Origin of the sequence: Peribacillus butanolivorans, from assembly GCF_001273755.1 — a bacterium.
GTDB lineage: Bacteria > Bacillota > Bacilli > Bacillales > DSM-1321 > Peribacillus > Peribacillus butanolivorans.
Genome location: NZ_LGYA01000001.1, coordinates 1,024,367 through 1,045,595, shown reverse-complemented (window position 1 = coordinate 1,045,595; position 21,229 = coordinate 1,024,367). Strand labels below are relative to the sequence as shown.

The 21,229-nt window shown below is 38.1% G+C and carries 16 protein-coding genes and 1 riboswitch; of the genes, 1 reads left to right on the top strand and 15 read right to left on the bottom strand.

All coding sequences use genetic code 11. The features are described 5' to 3' along the window. Positions 1-152: 152 nt before the first annotated feature. From AKG34_RS04985 to AKG34_RS04970, 4 genes are all read right to left on the bottom strand, one after another. On the bottom strand, positions 153-1,505 hold the full coding sequence (locus AKG34_RS04985) for a C40 family peptidase (protein ID WP_053345062.1): 1,353 nt from the start codon (positions 1,503-1,505) through the stop codon (positions 153-155). Positions 1,506-2,086: 581 nt separating this feature from the next. Continuing rightward, positions 2,087-5,254, bottom strand: coding sequence for a bifunctional cytochrome P450/NADPH--P450 reductase (locus AKG34_RS04980; RefSeq protein ID WP_053345061.1), 3,168 nt, complete (start codon positions 5,252-5,254; stop codon positions 2,087-2,089). A 78-nt stretch (positions 5,255-5,332) separates the two neighbouring features. After that, complete coding sequence (locus tag AKG34_RS04975) at positions 5,333-5,908, bottom strand: TetR/AcrR family transcriptional regulator (protein ID WP_053345060.1); 576 nt, start codon at positions 5,906-5,908, stop codon at positions 5,333-5,335. A 488-nt stretch (positions 5,909-6,396) separates the two neighbouring features. Further along, complete coding sequence (locus AKG34_RS04970) at positions 6,397-7,050, bottom strand: HAD family hydrolase (protein ID WP_053345059.1); 654 nt, start codon at positions 7,048-7,050, stop codon at positions 6,397-6,399. A 794-nt stretch (positions 7,051-7,844) separates the two neighbouring features. Here AKG34_RS04970 and AKG34_RS04965 point away from each other — a divergent pair. After that, complete coding sequence (locus tag AKG34_RS04965; RefSeq protein ID WP_053345058.1) at positions 7,845-8,909, top strand: M14 family zinc carboxypeptidase; 1,065 nt, start codon at positions 7,845-7,847, stop codon at positions 8,907-8,909. Positions 8,910-9,534: 625 nt separating this feature from the next. Here the strand turns inward: AKG34_RS04965 and AKG34_RS04960 are convergent. The 11 genes from AKG34_RS04960 to kynU form a co-directional block, all read right to left on the bottom strand. Continuing rightward, complete coding sequence (locus tag AKG34_RS04960) at positions 9,535-9,999, bottom strand: hypothetical protein (protein WP_053345057.1); 465 nt, start codon at positions 9,997-9,999, stop codon at positions 9,535-9,537. Between the two features lie 211 nt (positions 10,000-10,210). After that, positions 10,211-11,569: a magnesium transporter gene (mgtE, locus tag AKG34_RS04955; RefSeq protein WP_053347995.1), complete on the bottom strand. Its 1,359-nt coding sequence runs from the start codon at positions 11,567-11,569 to the stop codon at positions 10,211-10,213. A 285-nt stretch (positions 11,570-11,854) separates the two neighbouring features. Further along, positions 11,855-12,020: riboswitch (M-box (ykoK) riboswitch) on the bottom strand. 138 nt (positions 12,021-12,158) lie between these two features. Then, on the bottom strand, positions 12,159-13,223 hold the full coding sequence (locus AKG34_RS04950; RefSeq protein ID WP_053345056.1) for a sulfate/molybdate ABC transporter ATP-binding protein: 1,065 nt from the start codon (positions 13,221-13,223) through the stop codon (positions 12,159-12,161). Positions 13,224-13,234: 11 nt separating this feature from the next. Then, positions 13,235-14,101 (bottom strand): sulfate ABC transporter permease subunit CysW, encoded by an 867-nt coding sequence (gene cysW, locus AKG34_RS04945; RefSeq protein ID WP_407946276.1) that lies wholly within the window; start codon positions 14,099-14,101, stop codon positions 13,235-13,237. A gap of 29 nt (positions 14,102-14,130) precedes the next feature. After that, positions 14,131-14,967 carry a sulfate ABC transporter permease subunit CysT gene (gene cysT / locus AKG34_RS04940; protein ID WP_053345054.1) on the bottom strand — a complete coding sequence of 279 codons (837 nt, stop codon included), beginning with the start codon at positions 14,965-14,967 and terminating at the stop codon, positions 14,131-14,133. A gap of 71 nt (positions 14,968-15,038) precedes the next feature. Beyond that, positions 15,039-16,070, bottom strand: coding sequence for a sulfate ABC transporter substrate-binding protein (locus AKG34_RS04935; RefSeq protein ID WP_083450677.1), 1,032 nt, complete (start codon positions 16,068-16,070; stop codon positions 15,039-15,041). Between the two features lie 297 nt (positions 16,071-16,367). After that, positions 16,368-17,021, bottom strand: coding sequence for a nicotinate (nicotinamide) nucleotide adenylyltransferase (gene nadD / locus AKG34_RS04930; RefSeq protein ID WP_053345053.1), 654 nt, complete (start codon positions 17,019-17,021; stop codon positions 16,368-16,370). A gap of 17 nt (positions 17,022-17,038) precedes the next feature. Further along, positions 17,039-17,635 (bottom strand): cyclase family protein, encoded by a 597-nt coding sequence (locus AKG34_RS04925; protein ID WP_407946275.1) that lies wholly within the window; start codon positions 17,633-17,635, stop codon positions 17,039-17,041. 52 nt (positions 17,636-17,687) lie between these two features. Beyond that, on the bottom strand, positions 17,688-18,533 hold the full coding sequence (gene kynA / locus AKG34_RS04920; protein WP_053345052.1) for a tryptophan 2,3-dioxygenase: 846 nt from the start codon (positions 18,531-18,533) through the stop codon (positions 17,688-17,690). Between the two features lie 13 nt (positions 18,534-18,546). After that, positions 18,547-19,896 carry an amino acid permease gene (locus AKG34_RS04915; protein ID WP_053345051.1) on the bottom strand — a complete coding sequence of 450 codons (1,350 nt, stop codon included), beginning with the start codon at positions 19,894-19,896 and terminating at the stop codon, positions 18,547-18,549. A 14-nt stretch (positions 19,897-19,910) separates the two neighbouring features. Beyond that, positions 19,911-21,197: a kynureninase gene (gene kynU / locus AKG34_RS04910; protein WP_053347993.1), complete on the bottom strand. Its 1,287-nt coding sequence runs from the start codon at positions 21,195-21,197 to the stop codon at positions 19,911-19,913. Between the last annotated feature and the right edge of the window lie 32 nt (positions 21,198-21,229).

The following is a 21,229-nucleotide window of genomic DNA, read 5'->3' as shown; positions in this document are numbered from 1 at the left end:
ACTGAAAGTCCACATCACCTATCTTTATTTTATCTTATAGTATTTACGTTGATAATCAAAATAAGTTTCACTTTTTTCTATATTTCTTCAAAAAAATAATTTCCAAAAAAAATAAGCAGAGTGTGCTTTCCACCCTGCTTATTGATGAACTATTAATTTACACGAACTACACGGCCATTGAATTTTTCTGCCCAATATCCGCTTCCCATATTAGCAATAGCAACACCTGTTGAACTTTGAGAACCAATAAACTTGTTGCCACCAACATAAATACCAACATGTCCATCCGTTTTATAGGTATTGAAAAATACTAAATCTCCAGGTTGCATTTGGCTTTTAGATACTTGACGTCCTGCACTTGTCAATGCTCCCGTACTGGCTGGAAGATTCACACCAGCTTGTTTATATGCCCATGCAACAAATGCTGAACAATCGAATCGCCCGTTAGCAATGTCGGATGCTGTTCTTCCGCCACCAAATACATACGTTGAGTTACCGATATATTTATAGCCTGCTGTAATTGCAGAGCCTGTATTTGCACTGCTTGGCTTGCTTGATGTTTCAGTTTTACTAGCTGTAGGTTTATCAGTAGAACTGTTTTTAGATGAATTCGAAGATGATTCACCTTTAGAAGAACTTGATGCCGACGCTTCGCCTTTAGACGAACTTGATGATTCTTTACTTGAAGCATTTGAAGAGTTCACTTCTTCCGCAGCACGGTTAAGATCAGCTTTCTCTGATGCTTTAAGTTCTTCTTCTTTTTTGATGTTTTCACGAATGGATGCAATTTTAGCCTCTAAACCTGCATCTTTATTCTCTAAAGCCTGTTTAAGAGCTTTTGTTTCTGATTCTTTCTTTTCAAGCTTTGCCTTCATATTAACGGTTTCTGCTTTTTGTTCTTTAATTTGAGATTGCATACCTTTAAGCTCTACGTCCATATCCTTTAGGCTTTGCAATTTTTTCTCTACAGCCGCTTGTTTTTTTTCTAATTCAGCTTTATCTGCTTCCTGCTGACTAAGAATCTCCCGATCTGCTTCTACAATTGCAGCTACTGCTCCAACACGATCAACAAGTTCACGGAAACTACTAGAACCTAAAAGAACTTCAAGGTAGTTAACATCTCCACCGCTCTCTTGGAATGCAAGGGCACGCTCTTTCAAGACTTCCTCGCGTTTTGCGATTCTTTCTTCCAAAGCTTTAATTTCTTTCTTTAAAGAATCTATATCTTTTTCCGTGTCTTTAATTTCTTGTTTAGTATCTTTAATTTTTTCGTCATTTTCTTTCATTGCTGTTTCAATTTGTGCAATTTGGGAATTCATTTTCGATTGTTCTTTTTTCAATTCCTGAATAACTTGTTCTGCCGCTGAAATATCTGATTGGATTCCTGTGCGTTCTGATTGAATTTCCGAGATAGATTCAGCTTTTACTGATGGTATCGCAAAAGCGCTTCCTAAGCCGAGCATAATAGTCGTGTTTAATATAATTAGTTTTTTCTTCAAACTCATTTCCCCTGCTTTCCTCCCTGTGCATTTCAATTGACCTACTTCTTTCTTCTATGAAAATAGTAGCCAAAATAAATTACTAGGAACTCTTCTCTATTTTTTTACTCATTATGTAATCTTCTAAGGTTGTAACAATATAATAATAAATTCTGAAACTCTACTAAGTATTTCACCTAATTCGTAGTATAACATCAGATTTTGTCAAATAAGTAATAATAATATTACAATTACATTTCATTTTTAACATCAAACGTAAAATTCCGACTTTTTTTCGATAAAAACCGACCATATATTTACAAGTTCCATCCTATCACTTTCTATCTAGATATTAGCACCAAAGAACTATATTCTCATAGTAAGATAAAAAGCCTGCTATTTCCAAAATAAGTTCAGTCTTGTTATGGAAAATATCCGCTTAACTTTAATAGAAAGCAATAAAGCAAGGAACCTTCAACATTTGGCTTATATTAAATTATAGCTTTGTTATATCAAGCTATTGATTTTCACAATTTATTAGAAAGCCTGAAGCAGAGCAAATATTAAAAAAGGCAGCGAATCCCCCCGGGATCGCTGCTCTCCTCTATTTATGCTCCTGCCCAAACATCCTTTGCATATCGACCATTCGCCTCTAATGATTGCAGCCATTCTGTGGCTTCTTCTTTAGATGATTGATACAAATGCATATAGCTTTCGATTAACGTTTGTTCAACATCCGGTGCCATTTTGCTTCCGTCTCCGCAGATGTATAAGTGTCCGCCTTCTTTTAATAAAGAAAGTATGTCTTGAGCGTTTTCAGCTAACAGATGCTGGACATACATTTTTTCTTGACCAGGACATCTTGAGAAAGCGGTGTACAGTGTTATAAGACCATCATGTTCAGCTTGCACGAGTTCTTCTTGATATAGGAAATCGTGTTCGGGATTGCGGCATCCAAAGTAAAGATGGGCCGCCCCTAGTGTTTCACCTTTTTCTGTTAGGGCGCGGCGAGCCTGAATAAATCCTCTGAACGGTGCAATTCCTGTTCCAGGGCCAATCATAATGATAGGTTTCCCTGTTTGCTCCGGAAGCTGGAAGTTGGATTGCGGTGTATTGATAAAGCAGGCTACCTTGTCTCCTTCGGAACGTTCTGCTAAATAATTTGATGCAATTCCTTTGTATTCTCCATTGCCACTCCAGGCATCTCCACGGACGACACTGACAGTGATGCTTGCTTTTCCTTCCTTGTGAAGTGGAGAACTTGAAATAGAGTAGTATCTTGCCTTTAAAGGCGGCAGTAAAGCTAGAAATCCTTCAAATGGTATTTCACATGCAAGGTACTTTTCTGTCAGGTCAAGCATAGTAATGCGTTTGTTCAGAATTTCTTGTTTATAGGTACTGTCCTCTAGAAGCTTTTCAAGCTCATTTACATGGGGAGGACATACCGTGTGAGTAGCAAGCGTCCGAATTTGAGAACGGGTAGCAGGTTCTTGTAACTCCACATAGTTAGATAGTAACTCCTGTAATTTTACAGGTTTCTCTGTAGGAAGATGTGCAGCTTTTCCTGAATCTCCAGTCAGTTTGACGTAGTCTTGGCCGTTAAAATTGAATCGACTGAGCACTCGCTCAACGAGTTCCGATGGATTTTGAGGAAGAACCCCGACATGGTCGCCTTCTTGATAATGAATACCCTCTGGAAGAGTTAACTCTATATGCCGTGTACTTCTCCCGCTATCCTCATGTTGTAATTCGACACTACTGTTCACAACAGCTGTAAAAGCATGATGAGTGCGGGCGAGCGGTGTGTCGCTCACATCACTTACAAAATTCATCATAATCGAGCTGTTTTTTCTATCATTTATATTTAGTTCAATGTTCAAGGTTTGGGCAAGCTTCGGCCAAAGGGCTTCTGTCCATTTCTCGTAATCACCTTCAAAATCATCGCTTGCATCTCCATAACCTGTTTCTGACAGACGATTAGCTCCTTTTTGTTCCATTTGTTCATCAATGAAGGTTGGAATACGTTGGTACGTATTGGCCCAATTGCGGTCTCCGCATCCAAAGATAGCATAGTGAACACCGTCCAATGTTCCATCCTGACTTTCCTTCAGCCATGAAACAAAGTCATTTGCATTGTCTGGTGGATTTCCATTATAAGATGCTGAGACAATGAGAACAGCTCCTTCTTGAGGAAGATGATTGGTGTAATCATTTAAAGGAGCAACCTCGGTATAGAAACCTTGTTGACTCCCTATTTCAGCAAGATCACGAGCAATTCCTTCTGCGGTTCCCATGTTTGATCCAAACAGAACGAGTAATGGCGTGCCATGTGCAGATTCAATAGAAGCTTCCGTTGCTTCTAAATCCGCATACACTGGTTCTGGAGAAGCAACGGTAAATGACATCGAAGGCTTCCTAGGTGAAACGCGCATGGTTAATCCATCTGGTTTAAGAGTCAAAGTTTCTTTAACATCCAATTGATAATCTTTATGATCTATCAGGTCAAAGTGTTGTAAAACCATTCCGAGCACCAGAGTTGCTTCATGAAGAGCAAACTGCTGTCCGATACAGGCACGCTGTCCGTTTCCAAACGGTTTATAAGCATGGTATGGAATTGAGACCGGATCCTCAAAACGTTCTGGAATAAAGGATTCTACGTCATCTCCCCAAACGGATGGATCACGGTGAAGCTCTGGAATAAGAAGAGTGAACACCTCATCTTTCTTCACATTGTATTTTCCGTTTAATGTGGTGTCTTCTTTCGCATAAACAGAAAACGCCGGAGCAGTTGGCCACAGACGAAGCGCTTCATTTAACACCATACGAACATATTTCAATTTCTTCACTTGTTTAAAATCAGGAACCTCGTCACCCAGTACTTCATCGACTTCCTGCTGTGCTTTTTTTAACTTTTCCGGGTTATTCATAAGAAAATAGATGGCGAAAGAAAGGAGACCGCTCGTCGTTTCATGTCCAGCAATTAAAAAGGTAATGATTTGATAACGAATATTTTCATCATCCAGTGCTGCACCAGTTTCAGGATCAACCCCTTTTAACATATGGGAAAGAAGGTCATCTTCTCCCTGATCACCATTTAGTTTTCGTTCTGCAATCAATTCATCTACAAGAGAGAACATGTATTGAATGTCTTCTCTGAATTGTTTTTTAGACTTAATCATCAGTTTATCTTGAACACCGAGTCGCTGCGTTTGACTCATCGCTTCATCTAATGCACGCACCATACTGTCGACAAAGGGATGGGAGGTCTCTCGATAAAAACTGTTAAAGCGGTAATTAAATCCGCAGAGTCCAATCGTATCTAAGGTCAAGCGTGTCATATCTTCAGGAATATCAATCTCATCAGCGGGATTTAAGCGAGCCCATTTTTGGATGAGTTGGGTAGCAAGATCCACCATTTTTGCATGATAGCCCTTCATTGCCTGCTGGCTAAAGCTAGGCAGCAGAATGTTATGAGCCTTTTTCCAATTTGTCTCCGATGTTTCACTTGTGAAAAGGCCATCACCACCAAATGCTCTCACTTTTTGCAGGGCAGGACCGACTTTCTTATCAAATCTTGTTTCATCACAAATTTCTTTAGCAAGGGCAGCGCTGGATACAAAGGTACTAATACGACCCGGAAATTGAAACTGAAAAACCGGTCCAAGTTCCCTAGCCAGCTTCATGAATGACTGAAGTGGCTTATCCTTATCAATAACAGGCAGGCTTCCGAGGGGTCCATAAGTTTTTGGCTGTGGAAATTGAGTTATATTTGTCATTTTTTAGCACCTCTTTAAATAAATTAGCTAACGGAATGAACATTCATTCCGCTAAGTGAATGAAAAATCAAATTTTTCTCAAACGTGTAATCGTACAGCATCCCAAATGCTTTCTTCTACATCTGCTAAAAGTTTTGCTTCAGGTTCTAACTCCCCAATACGGACAAGTCGTTGAAGCTCAAGAAATGCTCCGTAAATAATGGCAATCAAAGCTGCAGAAGGAAGCTCCTTAATTTCTTTTTTTGCTTTTCCTGAATCAAAGAAACTTTTTAATATATTCAGTAGCCCTTGAAAGCTAGAATGACTTTCTTCATTTAAAAAATGGGCACTACTATGTGTTTTTATAAAATAAAGCGCTTGACTGTGCTCGGTTGTAAAGTGAATCATTGATATAAAAATATGGTGGAACTGATTTCGAATCGATTCATCATAAGGAAATCCATTCTCAAGTGTTTCAGTAAAAATATTCAGGTACTCTTGAAAAATCTTGTTCCCGAGCACTTCCTTATTCTCAAAGTAACGATAGATGGTTCCAGCTCCAACTCCTGCCGATGTAGCAATCATTGGAATCGTCGTCGCATCATATCCCCGCTCAGCAAATAGTACCAAAGCGCTGGATACTATGTTGTCTCGTTTATTTACTGCAGTTTGCATAATAATTCAGCCTTTCATTAATTAAATACGGAATGAATGTTCATTCCTATTAATTATATACCCCATAAAATTCCATCTCAACCACTCATTGGACCTATAATTTGTGAAGGTTTTGTTAACGTATGGGGGACAAAAGGCTGAGTAGTCGTCATTTGAGAGAAGGAGTTAAATAGATAATATCGTTAAAGATGGCATTTTTCTTTGTCTGCAAGGGGTTAGAGTGGGTATTTTAATAATTTTGAGGTTTAAGATAGTGTAAATAAGTTTTTTAAGTATCGTTAGGAGACATGGAAAAAGAGCGCTATCCTTTTTCAGTAATAGCGCCCGATTGCGGAATATTGAAAAATGCGAAAGATCTGTAAAAATGGCTTCTCTGTTATTTTACTAAAGCCACTCGTTTAATAGTGTTCCATTCTAATTGTACTGATTTATTATGAAAACCTCACCATAATCATATAACAATAGGGCGAAGTAATTTTCCGAACACCTTATTGCTCAATAAGTTTTATAACATCAGTCAAGCTCTTTTCTACCATAGATTGAAGACGTAAAGAATGATTTTCAAAAGCTAAAGCTTCTGTAACGGGATTTGGTACGATTACACACTTTAATCCAGCATTTAGAGCCGATTGAAGTCCATTTAACGAATCTTCAAATGCTACGGCTTCTGTGGAATGAATGTTTAAAACTTCGATTGCCTTTAAATACAAATCAGGCGCTGGTTTTACGTTATCAACATCTTCCCCTGTGATAATAACTTCAAAATAGTTTAACAGTCCGAGTTCACCCAAGTAATGAGTGACCCACTCTTTTGTGGAACTTGAAGCAAGGGCAATTTTATATCCGAAATTTTCTGCTTCTTCTAAATAATCCTTTACACCTTCACGTGCCTGGGATGTTTTCATCTTTACTTTATGTAAGCTTTTTGCTCTGGCTTCAATTTCTTCAATATTACAACTTCCCCCCAGTTTTTCTTGGAAAAACTTATAAAGTTCAGTATTATCTGTTCCGATACATTTAACAAAATGTTCGAGAGGCAAATCAGATTTATAAAAACCCATAGTTTCTTTATAAGCCTCATACCAAGCCGTCTCCGTGTCTAAAATTAAACCATCAAAGTCGAAAATAACAGCTTTAATCATAATAATTTTCTCCTTTTTACTTATTAGAAGGTAACACTTTTTCCTGAAATACACATTGATTGAATAGCACAAGTTTCATAATGATTACTATCCTTAAATAAACGTACATTAGTGAATGCCCTAGTTCAACTAAATTGTTCCATTTTTGAATAACTTAGAATTTCGATTCACCGTCTAATAATTTCTTCTCTTATTCAAAAATATGGCCCATTTGTTGAATAAAGATCAAACAGCAATCTCCAACAAATCTTGCTCTGTTAGTTCAATAAGTCATCAAATGGCAGGCAGCCTTGGATCTCAACTAACGCGCTCGTTAGTTGAGTAAGCGATACATAATATTAATATCCCTATGATTATTAAGCCCAAAATCAATACTTCTATTGAGATTACTTTCCAACTTTAGAGCTTATCGTTTTTATTCATTTTGTTCTGCCCTAGCTACACAGTCGCTTAATACACTCTTTTGTATCATCTTTAATGCAATCATTATCCCTATTGATACGAGAATTACATCGCCTAAGTGGCCAAGAATGGGTATAAAAATCAGGTATTAGTTCAAAATGCATAAGCTACAACATATGGAAACGATATACATTAAAACCGGGGCAAACCTATGAAACTCTGAAGTTTACATAGACTAGTATCAAAAGTTGCCCACTAGAGTAATGATCAGATTAATGAAAAATTTCCGTAAACATAGTTATTTTTCACCATTAACACCAAGCGTTATAAATACTAGAATGTTAATATATAGTATTTTTGGTAACTACCAAACATTAATGGGAGGTATTTTGATGAATGTAAAGAAGAAAGTTCTATCAGTTTCATTATCTAGTTTATTAACTTTAAGCGCAGTAACAGCTGTTGCGCTACCAGTCGGTGCGGTTGGAAATGGTCCCAGTGCTGGAAATGGTCAAGTAACAACTTCAATTCTACATACTTATGACAGCTTGGTAAGTTACCTTAAAACCCAGGATGCTAAACAAGAAGCATTGAAACTTGAAGTAATCGGGGAAACGGTAAAAGGACGAGATATTTACCTAGCAAAGTACATATCCAATCCTAAAAACCCTACTATCCTATTTTTAACCCAACAGCATGGAAACGAACAGCTGACAACTGAAGGTACACTCGAATTTATTAAACATCTAGGCACGAATAAGACTAAAGGTTTGCTAGAAAATGTAAATATTCTAATCATTCCTATGTTAAATGCAGATGGGGCTATGGGTGATGTTAATTTCTCCCTTGATGACTATTTAGCAAAGGGTGATCGACATCTAACTCGTGCAAACGCAAACGGTGTCGACTTAAACCGTGAGCATGATAAAAAAACTAGTGAAATGCAAGTGGAAGTAAAGGCATTACATGAAAATGTTTTTGCAAAATACGATATTGATTACATGATTGATTTACATCATCAAGGGACGCTAAGCGAAACAGAAGGTGAACTTGTTTCAGGTTCGATGCTATATCCAACAAATGCTAACGTAAAACCTGAAGTGTTAGAAGCTTCTAAAAAACTAGGTGCTGTTGTATATAACGCAATTGAACCTACTGGTTGGGGGCATATTGGTAAATATAATGGAGGATCAGGAGAAAATATAGGTCGAAACGGTGCAGCTGTTCGTTATGATATTGCAACGCTTCTCTTTGAAATGCGAGGTATGTCTGACCACAATATCGAGTCAGTTGCACTTGGACAAAAAAGCAACGGGTATCTAATAAAGCAAACAGTTACCACTTTGGATGCTGCTGTTAGAGCTCTTGCCGATAATTCAATTGAAACTGTTGATGAAAGCTTTTGGGACACTCTTCCAACACAAACAAATCGTTCTGGGGAAGAAGCAGACGAATAAAATTATCAACACATCCTATTTTTTCTAATGGGATGTGTTTTTGGTTTTATCGGCCTTTTGTCTGTCTCCAAAGAATCGTATGACTCAGAGCATGGACATTGCCAACGTTTGAACAAGGAGTTTTTCTAATAATGGTGAAGTTCTCATTTTTAAACATGTCCACCTTTTCTTCTCACTGTTTGCAGTAAATTTAATTTTATCTATAAAAATTAGTATTCTTAATAACGATCCTATTAAGTCTTTTTAACAAGACATATAATATAAACGTTCATACCCCTTCCCGTACCTTATACTCGTCAAATAAGGTCGAAAATACACTCAATCCACTATAACTTTCATTAAACTCGTTTTATAACTTCTCCACATTGAATAGCCTTTGCTTCCTTGAACAAATGCTCATTTTTTGACGAGTTCTACTATTTTGTTCACTTTTTCTATAAAAGCTTATCGTTCATTAATATCTGTAATGACCTTTGAAGTTGACTCGGAAGATACCCCGTTCTCATCAAACACCTTGCACTAATAAAGTTGCATATTCACCTTTATTATTTTTCTAAATTGCCCGATAGTTAGAAAAGGCTGCCTTAAAAACAGCTCCGAATCTTCCGCTAACACGCACGTTACTCTAACAAGAAATTATATAGTTCATCATTCTATTTTTCCCCAAAACCAGATATTCTTTAGTTTTATATGTTGATATATCGTTTTCATTAGCGAACTTAATTAAATCTATTAAGACTTTATCTGGGGAAAAACCAAAAATTCGAATGTTTAGCCCCTTGTTCACTTGTATAATAACACCTTTGGTTGCCCAACCGACACGTTTAAATTTCATCTGGACAATTTGTTTAGGATAAACTACTTTTTTATAAATAGGCATTGTCAAAAATAATATTTGATACGATAAACGATTCTTGTCTATTCTAAATTTAAATTGAATAAAGATTGCTACAAGAATAAAAATAAATAATAGAAATTGAAAATAAAATATTAATCCTATAGAGAAATTATACGTAATAATTGGCGGCAGAACTATTGTTGCCAGTAACAATCCCAAATGCACTCTTTGAGTTCTTGCAATATAGGTCATTCTTATCCCCTTCTTCCATTTTTATTTTACCGCAATAATCCAATTTCTTCTTAAAGTTTTCTACCCCATTTGTTGCATAAAAAAAGGTTGCCTCAGCAACCTCTCTAATGGAAGTAAAACAACCCTTAACTTAACAAGCCTTGATAAATGAGTTTAGTTAAGATTTATTTTTAAAGAATACCACGAAGAACAGAATTTAATCGTGGTTTTACTACATCAATTTTGAAATAAACATTGTTGCAATGCCAAAGTAGATAAGTAACGATAGTATATCATTTAGTGTTGTAATTAATGGACCAGAGGCCACTGCTGGATCGATGTTGAATTTATATAATATTAGAGGAATAATGGTCCCAGCTAAAGTCCCAATAATTAGGGTCATAACTAATGAACTTCCAACCACTAACCCTAGAACAGGATTTCCTTGCCAAACAAAAGCTATAATGGAAATTAATATTCCACAGGTAATGCCTATTATCAATCCAACTTTAAGTTCTCGGATAATAAGTCTAAAAACAACTCCTTTATCCGTATCAGTAGTAATTAGACCTCTTACAACAACCGCTAATGATTGAGTACCTGTATTTCCAGTCATCCCTGCTATCATCGGCATAAAGAAGGCAAGTGCAACAACTTTAGACAATGTTTCTTCAAAACCACTAATAATAGTTCCAGACACTAATCCGATAAATAAAAGTAAAATAAGCCAAGGAAGTCGGCGATACGCAGCCACGTGTGCCTTTGTGTCAAAATCAATAGCTTTACCAGATGCCGAAAGTTTTTCAATATCTTCGTTTGCTTCCTTAATGACAACGTCAATAATATCATCAACGGTTACAATTCCTAATAACTCATTATTATTATCTACAACAGGAATTGATAAAAAATCATAACGCTCAATAACATGCGCTACCTCTTCTTGGTCTTCATAAGCGAATACGGAGATAACTCTGCTGTACATAATATCTTGAATTTTTTCATTCTCATCATTTATTATTAAATCTCGATATGAGACTACACCTACTAATTTTTTATCTTTATCAATTACATACAGATAGTTAATTGTTCCCGAGAACTCCGCAAATATTTTAAGTTTTTCAACTGATTCACGAACCGTATAATGTTGAGGGATCCACACAAAACGGTTTGTCATTATTCGTCCTGCCGTTTCAGGGGGATAATTCATGATATTTTGAACGATTTTAGATTCTTCTTGTTTCATACCTGAAAGAAGTTCTTCAATTTTATCCGGAGATAGGTTCTCTAACAATGAAGCTAAATCATCGTTATCCATTAGATCCATTACTTGACCTGATTTTTCAATTCCTAATTTAGTAAGAATTTTTAATTGATGTACTTTTTCAAGTTCCTGTATTAGTTCCGCGATTTGTTCTGGAGTAAGAAACAATAAGAAACGTGTATGATGTTTTTCTGGAAGCCCCTCAAAAATTCGAGCAATATCATAAGGTTGGAGTTCTTCTAATATTGCTTGAAATTCTTTCTTTTTTCCTTCTTTTAATGCTTTTATGATTTGAAGAGTTATTTGGTCTTCAGTCATGTCTTTTATCATCTTCGCCACTCCTTTTTTGAGGAGCAAAAAATAGTTCCCCTTAACGATATATCAAAAGTAAGAAAAATATTTTATAATTCCCCTTCCTTAATCTTTGTATTTATTTGATATTTATTATGCTTAGAGTATAAGGTTGTGAATAGTTATCCACTATCCTCACCTCCAAGAAAAAAATAAAAACACCTCCATTAAAAATGGAGGTGTTCACACGGTACATTTACGTACATTTCTGAATGACAAATACACATACGTACATTGTCTGAATGACAAATACATAGCAGAAATCCTGTTCCTCCATTCGTAGAGCTTTAGCACTGTGTGGCATAGGACAACGCCAGCTACATTAAAAACCACCTTATGTCGATGGTTTCTGTTGACCCATTGGCGTCTTTCGACATTTTTGGGCAGTAGCATATCTCCTACACAGGAGCCTCACCTAACGAGGATATTTAGTTTACCAATCCACTCTAAAAGAGTTTCTTTTAGAAGTCAATGTTTTTTTATTAATAAAATTAGATATTGACGCTAGTTAATGATAATAAAAAAACCGCTAATTAGCGGTTTTTTTGGTTAACTTATCAACTTCCTGTTAGATTCCAGCCATATAGTCAACAAAGACCTTCAATTCTTTGGGCCGGACAAACACTATTTCTCCTTTTTTTAATTCAAGATTATTATATTGTTCTTTAGTAAGTTCGATTTCAAGCGGTTCATTTATATCCTGACGAATCACTTCAATTCGGACAATAGGTCCAATTGTATGAATATGGTCAATAACAGATGCAATCGAATCCGTTTCTAATGATTCTCTTTCTATGATAAAGTTATGAGCTCTTACATAACCCGTACTCTCTCCATCCTCACTGTCTGGAACATGTATTTCCACATTTCCTGTTGCCAATTTCCCTTGATGAACCTTGCCCTTGAAAAGATTGACACTGCCGAGAAAATCGTAAACAAATGGATTTTTGGGTTGATCATATACTTCTTCCGGAGTTCCAATCTGTTCAATTTTCCCTTCATTCATGATTACAACTCGATCAGCAACATCCATCGCTTCTTCCTGATCATGTGTCACAAAGACACTCGTAACATTGAATTCATCATGAAGTCTTCTTAGCCAACGCCTAAGTTCCTTACGCACTTTAGCATCCAGTGCCCCGAATGGTTCATCAAGCAAAAGAATATTCGGCTCTACAGCAAGAGCCCTTGCCAATGCCACACGCTGACGCTGGCCACCTGATAATTGAGAAGGATAACGGTCCTTATATCCTTCCAACTTAACTAGCTGAAGCAATTCTGTAACTTTTTGTTCAATCGCTGTTTTACTAGGTCTTATTTTTCTTGGACGAACCTTTAAACCGTAGGCAACATTATCAAAAATGGTCATGTTGCGAAAAAGAGCATAATGCTGAAAGACAAAACCCACATTCCGATCTTTCACATGTTTATTGGTGTAATTCTCTTCATTAAATAAGATATTTCCGTTCTCTGCCTGTTCAAGTCCAGCAATGATACGTAGTAATGATGTTTTTCCCGAACCAGAGGGGCCAAGTAGCGCTACAAGCTCCCCGCTTTTTATTTCCAGATTGATATTTTGGAGGGCTTGATAAGACCCATAATATTTTGTAACATTTTCGATGATGATACTCATTACTTTCCCTCCTAACTTACTTTTGATGATTTAAAGTCTGTTTTCCATTCTATGAAAATTTTAATAACCAACGTTATGATTGCAAAAATGGACATCAGTGATGCCACGGCAAAGGCCGCTGAAAATTGATATTCATTGTATAAGATTTCAATATGAAGTGGCATCGTGTTCGTCATCCCGCGTATATGGCCTGATACGACCGATACGGCCCCAAATTCTCCGATTGTCCTCGCATTACATAAAATGACTCCATATAAAAGACCCCATTTAATATTAGGAAGCGTTACATACCAAAACGTCTTGAATCCTCCTGCTCCTAGTGTGAGCGATGCCTCTTCTTCAGACGTTCCCTGGCTTTGCATGAGCGGAATTAATTCACGTGCAATGAATGGGAAGGTAATGAAAATAGAGGCGATGACAATCCCTGGAATCGAAAAGATCACTTTAATATCATAGTTTTGCAACAATGGACCAAGGGCCCCATGTAAGCCAAATAAAAGTACAAAAATCAATCCAGCAATGACTGGTGAAACCGAAAAGGGTAGATCAATCAAAGTTATTAAAAAGTTTTTTCCTTTAAATTCATATTTTGTAATCGTCCATGCCGCCACTACCCCAAATATAGCATTAAGGGGTAACGTGATTAGGACAACGATTAATGTTAATTTAATGGCAGACATAGAATCAGGATGGGCTATGGCCGCAAAATAAGCATCAGCCCCCTTTTCAAAGGCTTTTACAAAGATTGCGATTAATGGAACAACTAAAAATAAAGTAAGAAATAGCAACACAATGGAAATAAGAATCCACTGTATAGATTTAGGCTCTTTCGTTGCGTTTCTCGTTAAAATGACTGGTTTGTTCGTCTCTGCAGCCACTGAATTGTGATTTGCCAACATGTCCCCTCCTATTTCCCGGTATATCTTTTGCTAGTCCACCATTGTAAGATATTGATGGTAAACAAAATTAGAAATGTAATAATAAGCATGACGGTGGCCACAGCGGTTGCACCCTGATAATCATACTGTTCGAGTTTTGTCATGATGATAAGCGGTGAAATCTCTGTTTTAAAAGGCATATTTCCTGCAATGAACACAACGGATCCATACTCTCCAAGCGCCCTCGCAAAAGAAAGTGCAAAACCCGTCAAAATCGCTGGTATCAATTCAGGAAAGATGATTTTAATAAACGTCTGCATTCGATTCGCCCCTAGCGAAGCAGATGCTTCTTCCATTCCTTTTTCTATATTTTCAAGCACCGGTTGGACCATGCGGACAACGAATGGCAGACCGATAAATATCAGGGCAATGATAATCCCGATGGGAGTGAAGGCAATTTTAAAGCTGAAAAATTGGCCAATCCACCCATTCGGTGAGTACAAAGTGGTCAATGTAATCCCCGCCACAGCAGTCGGCAGGGCAAATGGCAAATCAACTAGACCATCGATGATTCGTTTGCCAGGAAATTCATAACGAGTCAGCACCCAGGCAATTAAAACGCCAAAAACTGCGTTCACAAAGGCCGCAGTTAAAGCTGTCAGAAAGCTTAGTTTATAGGAAGCAACGACCCTCGGTTCGGTAATAGTCGCCCAAAAATCCTGAAACCCCATTGTAAATGTGTTTAAAAAAACCATGGATAATGGAATCAAAACGATGATGGATAGATACAGCAATGTAAACCCCATCGTTAGTCCAAAACCAGGTATGGTTCTTTTTTTCTTTTGTTTAACTTCCGCTATATTCATCGATTCGCCCCAGCTCTTTCTGATTGATTAGTGAAGGAGAAAATGTGAATTTACATCTTCTCCTCCAACGCTTATTGTGGTTGATAAATTTCGTCAAATGTACCACCATCATTGAAATGTGTTTCCTGGGCTTTTTTCCACCCGCCGAACTTTTCATCAACAGTCACCATATCAATATTTGCAAACTGGTCCTTGTATTTAGCAAGAACCTTCTCATCCCTCGGACGATAGAAGTTCTTTGCTGCAATTTCTTGACCGGCATCTGTATAGAGGTATTCCAGATAGGCCTCAGCGACTTCCTTCGTTCCTTTTTTCTCCACCACTTTATCAACAACAGCTACTGGAGGCTCAGCCAAAATACTGATCGAAGGATTGACGATTTCATATTTATCATCACCGAATTCTTCTAGTGTTAAATAAGCTTCATTCTCCCAAGCAATTAGTACGTCACCAATTTCCCTTTCCACAAATGTGGTCGTTGCACCTCGTGCTCCTGAATCCAAAACTTCAACATTTTGATAAAGCTTTTTCATAAAATCCTTCACTTTGGTTTCATCATTATTAAAACTCTTTTCTGCATAAGCCCATGCAGCCAGATAATTCCACCTTGCTCCACCGCTTGTCTTTGGATTTGGCGTAATTACGGAAACATCCTTTTTGATTAAATCATTCCAATCTTTTATACCTTTCGGATTATCTTTTTTTACTAAAAACACGATAGTTGATGTGTACGGTGTCGAGTTTTCAGGTAAACGTTTTTGCCAATCTTCCGCTAATAAGTTACTAGCTTCATAAATGGCATCAATATCATAAGCCAATGCCAATGTCACGACATCCGCTTCCAACCCATCAATAACCGCTCTACCTTGTTTACCAGAACCGCCATGAGATTGCTGAATCGTTACATCCTGACCTGACTCTTCTTTCCAATGTTTCACAAACGCATCATTAAATTCTTGATACAGTTCACGCGTCGGATCATACGACACATTCAAAAGCTCCACAGACTTAGAGTTCCCTTCTCCTTCTGTTTTTTCTGAATTACATCCTGCTAGTACTCCAAAGGCTAAAATCAAACTTGAAAATACCATCAACTTTTTCATAAACTTCCCCCGTTTTTCACTTTTTCCAACAAAAAAGACATACTATTTCCTTCAATCAATATATAAGGAGATAGTATGCCTTCAGTTTTCTGATCAGCAAATATTCTGTTTTTATGTATCATTACCATAAAACAAAGTATACCAAGTTGTCAACTATGTTTTTTCTTTTTTTCTTCCCGTGACTCTTATTGAGATTAATAAAGTCTGTATTAATGGAATTATATAACCAACGCAAAAGAGCTCAATCTCATGAGATTGAGCTCTTTTGCATTCTTTTTTCTCGCTTATACTAAAAACTCAAGATTTTGATTCTTTTTGATATAACTTATTGTCCACAATATACTGATAACATTGACCAGGCAGTAAATATCTCGGTTCTCCACCCATCGCGAACTCATCTCTTATATATGTCGAACTGATTTCCATGGAGAGACCTTTATCGATAAGGTGAAATTTATTGCCATCATCATAATTTCTCAGCAACGGACTTTTGGAAATGATTTTTAGCATATCTATTCCATCCCGGGCCATGACGATAAATTTATGATTAGCAATCAACTTTTCCCTTAATTTCCAGCGTAAGTGTACCGGTAATTCCTGATTATCAATATCTTCAAGAAGATCGGCACCCATAATGAAATAAACATCATCCTTCGGGTACTGTTGTTTAAAGTATTCCATCGTATACCAAGTATACTGTTTACTCGTCCCAGCCCGTTTATTAATTTCATAATCACTAACACCGAACAGCGGGTTGTCCTCGATAGCTAGCCCAAGCATATCCCAGCGATGTTCATTACTCGTTTTCATCTGTTTATCAATCCGATTATCGGCGCAAGGTAAAAAAATAACTTTGTCCAACTTAGCACGATGTGCAATGGTAGATGCTGTCCATAAATGGACATTCGTAACTGGATCGAAGGAAGATCCGTAAACTCCAATTTTGCCCATCTCTTATTCCCCCTTGTTTAACCCTTCCTTTTCAGCACAGCCCTGACCGGACTGCCGTCTCCCTCTTCTAACGCAAGCGGCAGTGCTGCCAAATCATACAGTCCCGGCTCCACGCTTTCTAGGACTAGACCTTCCAAGATATGAATACCACAACCTGATAGAGCATGGTGGGCAGGCAATTCTTTGCTGTCGAGATAGTCAACGGAAGGCAAATCAAGTCCAAGCAACTTCACTCCTCTATCAGCAAGATAAGGTGCTAATTCAGGATCAATTGTAGGAATCCATTCAGGAAAACGGCTGAGGTCCTTCCACTGTCCTGTTGCCAGTAATAACCGTTCGATGCCTGTAAAGTCGATACCTGTAAAAGCCTTAACTCCAATACTTTTAGCAGCATCTATCTTTACTAAAAGTGCTGGGCCAATATATAAATCCAAATCGAGCTCAATGATTTTTTTTCCGTTTTCATCAAAATGGAAAGGAGCATCAATATGTGTTCCTAAATGTGTACTCATCCGAATTTCCCCAACATTGACTGATGATCCCTTTGCTATTGAAGAATTCAGACGATATGAATACGGTGTATCTCCTGGCCAATATGGCGTATTTTCGTTCAGTCGCTGAGAAATATCTCTCTATAGATTCATATATTTTCCCCTCCAGTCTTGCTTACAGCTTTGTTCGCAGTGTCCAGAGTTCGGGGAAAAATGGCTGGTCGACCACTTTCTTTAGGTAGCTCACTCCCGACGAACCACCTGTGCCCATTCTTTGGCCGATGATTCTTTCTACCGTACTCATATGATGGAATCTCCAAAATTGTTGCTGACTACCAATATCAAGAAGCTTTTCGGCCAGCTCATATAAGTCCCAATATTTATGAACATCGCGGTAGACCGTCAGCCAGGCACTCTCCACACTGGCATTTATTCGATATGTTTCAGACCAATCCCTTTTCAAAACGGATTCATCAACCGGAAGACCTCTTGCAGCCAAGGCCCCAATCGCAGCATCATAAATACTAGGTTTATTTAAATTAACCATCATCGTTTCATAAAGTTCAGGCTGATGTCGAAAAACGGTCAATATTTGCGTATTCTTTTGGCCCATTGCAAATTCAATCAACCGGTTTTGAAATGATTGAAAGCCAGAAGAGTTTCCGAGTTTCTCACGGAATTCCATATAATCCGATGGCGTCAAGGTCGAGAGAACATTCCACGATTGAACAAGTTGTTGTTGAATTCTTGATACCCTAGATAGCATTTTAAAAGAAGGCTCCAAACGTCCTGCCTCAATATTGTCTGTTGCTGCTGTTAATTCATGAAGAATCAGTTTCATCCATAATTCACTTGTTTGATGAATGATAATAAACAACATCTCATCATGATGACCGGAAAGCAGGTGCTGACTCGATAGAATTTGATTTAAATGTAGATAGTCCCCATAGGACATATCCTTTTCAAAATCAGTAACCATTCCTTCTTCTAAACGATTCTTATCAGTCGGTCCCTTATCCATACTCTCTCTCCCTTTACGTTCTTTTTATTTTCATCATTAACAAATAAGCGATGCAAAGAAAGATCAGCCAAGGAACACCGAACTGGAGAACGATTTTAAATGGACCAGTGAACCAAGTCGATACCGTCAAAGCAAACAGCAGAAATGCACCTAGTATCGTTAAATATGGAAAGCCATACATTTTCACCGGCAACTTCCGCCCTCCAGATTTTTCCCAATCCCTCCTAAAATACAAATGTGAGATAAACACCATAAACCAGGTGAAAATAGCTCCGAACATCGAAATCCCCATCATGAACGCATATGAAGTATCCGGAAGCAGAACTTTTACACCAGCAGCCAGAAAAATGCCCAGCGTAGAGATGAGTAGGGCACGTAATGGAACACCTTTTCGGCTCACCTTTTGAAATAATGCAGGAGCCTGCTTTTGCTCGGATAATGAAAATATCATTCTTGTAGAAGCATATAACTGGCTATTCATCGCAGATAGAGCTGCTGTTAGCACAATAAAATTCATTATTCCTGATGCTCCTGGAATATTCAAAATTTCCATTACCTTTACAAATGGGCTTTTATCGATTCCAGCGGACTGCCATGGTACAATCATCAACATAAGACCGATTGTCAGTACATAAAAAGTAGCAAGTCTGAAAACAGTTGCCTTTAAAGCTTTGGGCACGGCAATATCCGGGTCTTTTGCTTCTCCCGCTGTCACTGCAATTAATTCCGTCCCTAAAAAGCTGAAGAGAGAAATAAATATTGCAACCCAAAGCCCCCAAAACCCGAATGGCATAAACCCTCCGTCATTGACATAATTCTCTACCCCAATACCACTTGAGGGTTCGGCGCCAATCACCACGTATGCTCCAAGTAAAATAAAAATAACAATAGCGCTAATTTTAATCATTGAAAATACATATTCAAAATTTCCGAATGTATTGACACTCGTTGCATTTACATAGATAAGCAGTGCAGCAAAAAGAAAAATCCACACACTTCCAGCTACATCAGGGAACCAATATTTCATGTACACGGCGATTGCACTCACTTCGACTCCAATAGCAAGGACATTCGCTATCCAATATGAATATCGCACAACAAAGCCTGCAAATGGACTGATATATTTTTCAGCAATCGTTCCAAATGACCCTGATGTTGGATAGGCTACAGTCATTTCTGCCAAACAGCCCATCAACAGGAGGACAATGAATGCACCTGCTGCATAGCTGATTAATACACTTGGGCCTGCGGTCGAAATCGCAAGGCCGCTGCCCAAAAACAAACCGGTACCAATTGCACAACCCATGGCAATCATTGTGATTTGATTTGACGATAACTTACGATGCAACTTATTTTTCTCCATACGGTTCTCCCATCCTAGGCAATGATTCCCCGTTTATTTTCATAGTTTTCATATAACCTTCCGTCCATGATTTTTTTAAGGACCTGTACCGTTTCAAAGACTTCCTGAAAAGAGGTATAAAGAGCAACAGGTGCTAGTCGGATCATATTAGGTTCACGGTAATCGGGTATGATAGCCTCTTTTTTCAATGCTTTACATATTCTTGCCGCTTCCTTATGTTCAAGGATGATATGACCGCCCCTTTTTGATTCATCCCTTGGACTACCAATTTTAAATCCGTAATCAGTAAGTTCCGAGTCGATTAAATCCATTAGATATTTCGTCAGCCTCAAAGATTTTGACCGAACCTGCTCTATTCCCACTTCTGCAAACATTTCAAGTGAGCCTAAAAGGGGAGCCATGCTTAATATATGGGGAGTCCCAATCTGAAAAGCACCGGCAGAATTTGCCTGTGTAAAGGAATGCTCCATATCGAACTGCTTATCCTTCCTCGATCCAAACCATCCTGCCAATCCCGGCTTCTTGTCAAAATGCTTACGGTTCACATACAACCCAGCTACACAACCTGGCCCACCATTCAAATGCTTATAATTACACCAAAATGCAAAATCCACTTCCCACTTGTCAAACCAATGCGGAACAGCACCTATAGAATGACAGCCATCGAACCCAATCATGATCCCACGTGCATGGGCTTCCTTGGTTAACCTTTCAATATCAAGGATCTGACCGCTCCGATACAAGACCGTCGGCAGTACAATCAAGGCTATTTCCTCGTTCATCGCTGCAATGATGTCATCTTCCTCAAGGAATTTCCCATCACGGCTTTTCACCTGAACTAAATGTGTCGCAGGATCAAGTCCATGTAATTGGAGCTGGCTTTGGAGAGCATAAATATCACTGGGAAACGTTAGCTCATCCGCCAAGATTTTGTTTCTACCAGCTTTCGGTTCAAAAAAAGTTGCCGCAAGCTGATGCAAATTAGCTGTCGTTGACCCGCTCATTATCACTTCATCCCCTGCAGCCCCTACCAATTGGGCACTCAACTCTCCCAATCTCTCAGAAAAGTAAAACCAAGGCTCAGCGCCCTCCATCCACCCATTTATCCCAAACCTTTTCCAGTCTTCCAATGACCTCATTAAGCTTTTTTCCGCCCGCTTCGATAAAAGTCCCAATGAGTTCCCATCCAAATAAATCATTCCGGGATTCAAATAGAATTCCTCTCTGTATGAAACTAGGGCATCTTGCTGATCCAAAGTTCTCGCATACTCTTTTGTAGACATAAAATTTTTTATATCCATTTTGTCCGCCCTTTCTTCCTTACCACTATATT